The 1,669-nt window shown below is 68.1% G+C and carries 3 protein-coding genes; all 3 read right to left on the minus strand.

The genetic code is table 11. The annotated features are described in order from the left end of the window. Positions 1-806, minus strand: an 806-nt coding sequence (gene tnpC / locus K9U41_RS22745; protein ID WP_432715851.1) for an IS66 family transposase, incomplete at its 3' end; no start/stop codon positions are given. Between the two features lie 46 nt (positions 807-852). Further along, positions 853-1,200, minus strand: coding sequence for an IS66 family insertion sequence element accessory protein TnpB (gene tnpB / locus K9U41_RS22750; RefSeq protein ID WP_282643112.1), 348 nt, complete (start codon positions 1,198-1,200; stop codon positions 853-855). Beyond that, positions 1,197-1,592, minus strand: a complete 396-nt coding sequence (gene tnpA, locus K9U41_RS22755; protein WP_282643113.1) for an IS66-like element accessory protein TnpA — start codon at positions 1,590-1,592, stop codon at positions 1,197-1,199. Before tnpA ends, tnpB begins: the two co-directional genes overlap by 4 nt. Positions 1,593-1,669: the final 77 nt, after the last annotated feature.

A 1,669-nucleotide genomic window follows, 5' to 3' on the forward strand; every position in this document is an offset into this window, starting at 1 on the left:
GTCTTGCCCTTGGCCAGGATCGGCACGGTGGTGTCGTCGGCGTGCAGTCGCTCCGCCGCCATGACGTGCCGGGCGATCAGATCATGCAGAGGCCTCAGCGCCGCAGTCGCCGTACCGACCTGATCGGCCAGCGTCGAGACGGAGAGGTCGATACCCTCGCGCGCATACCTTTCGCTCTGGCGGTTCAACGGCTGATGCTGCCCGAACTTCTCGAAGAGGACTGTCGCCAGCAGGTTCGGTCCCATGAAGCCACGTGGCGTCACATGGAAGGGCGCCGGCGGCTGAGTGATCGCCTCGCACTGGCGGCAGGTGAACTTCTCGCGGACCGTCTGGATCACCTTCCAGGATCGCGGCACGATCTCCAGGGTCTCGGTGACGTCCTCTGAGAGCTTCGACAGCTTCATCGCGCCGCAGCAGGGACAGTTGGTCGGCGCCGGCACGACGACGCGCTCGCGCGGCAGGTGCTCGGGGAAGGGCTTGCGCACGGGCCTCCGGCGTGGAGCGGGCGCCGGCAGTGACGCCAGGCGCGCACTCTCCTGCGCCGCGATCTCGTCCTCGCTCGCCCTGGCCTCCAGTTCCTCGAGCTGAAGCTCCATCTGGTCGATGAGCCGCACCGTGCGCTCGGAGCGCTGGCCGTAAAGCTCGCGCCTGAGCTTCTCGATCGTCAGCTTGAGGTGGGCGATCACCGCCTCGACGGAGGAGGCTGCGGCCTCGGCCTCGATCCGCTTGGCGCGTTCGGCCAGGATCATCGCATGCGCCGCCGCCAGGTCGGTGGGCAGCGGGGGCGATGCGGCGGGCGTGCTCATGGGAGCTATGGAATCACAGCCCATTGCAAACGCAAGGCGAAAAGCATCAGCCGACCGAGGTCGGGCGCCAGGCTTCCACCGGATTGCGCCAGTCGATCCCGGAGAGAAGATAGCCCATCTGCGCCGGCGAGATGGCGACCACCCCGTCCGCCGGCGAGGGCCACAGGAAGCGGCCGCGCTCCAGTCGACGCACGTACAGGTTCGCCGCCTGCCCGTCGTGCCAGATGATCTTGACGAGGTCGCCGCGCCGTCCGCGGAAGCAGAAGATATGGCCGCCAAGCGGGTCTCGCCTCAGGACCTCCTGCACTTGCAACGCCAGGGAGGCGAAGCCCTTGCGCATATCCGTGTGGCCTGTCGCCAGCCAGACCTTCACGCCGACCGGGACAGGGATCATCGCGCCCTCAGGGCGGCGATCGCATCGCGCAGCGTTCGGCCATCCACGTCGCCCTCCAGCCGCAGCCGGTCGCCAGAAGCCAGTTCAATCTCGATGCGGCCCTCGCGACGAGCCTTACGCTTACGCGGCGATGGCTCGTCGGGGGGTGAAACGGGCTCCATCGGCGGCTCCACCGTCACCGGCAGGAAGGCTGGCAACTGGGGCGTGACCCGCTCGCAGAGCTGCTTGCGCCAGCGGAAGAGTTGGCTCACATGCACCCCCGCCGAACGGGCGATCTCGGAAGCTGAAGCCCCGGGCTCCAGTGCCAGCGCCACCAGCCGCTCCTTCTCCGCCCGCGGCCAGCGCCGGCGCCGCTCCACCGAGGTAATCACCTCCACCCGCGACAGGGTCATATGACTACTCCTAGGATTACCCCTAGGACTCACGTCATCGCCCAAACTCCGCAAGGCGGCCCTCGCCGGATGGGTAC

Source organism: Xanthobacter autotrophicus, assembly GCF_029991245.1.
GTDB classification, from domain to species: Bacteria; Pseudomonadota; Alphaproteobacteria; order Rhizobiales; family Xanthobacteraceae; genus Xanthobacter; species Xanthobacter autotrophicus_C.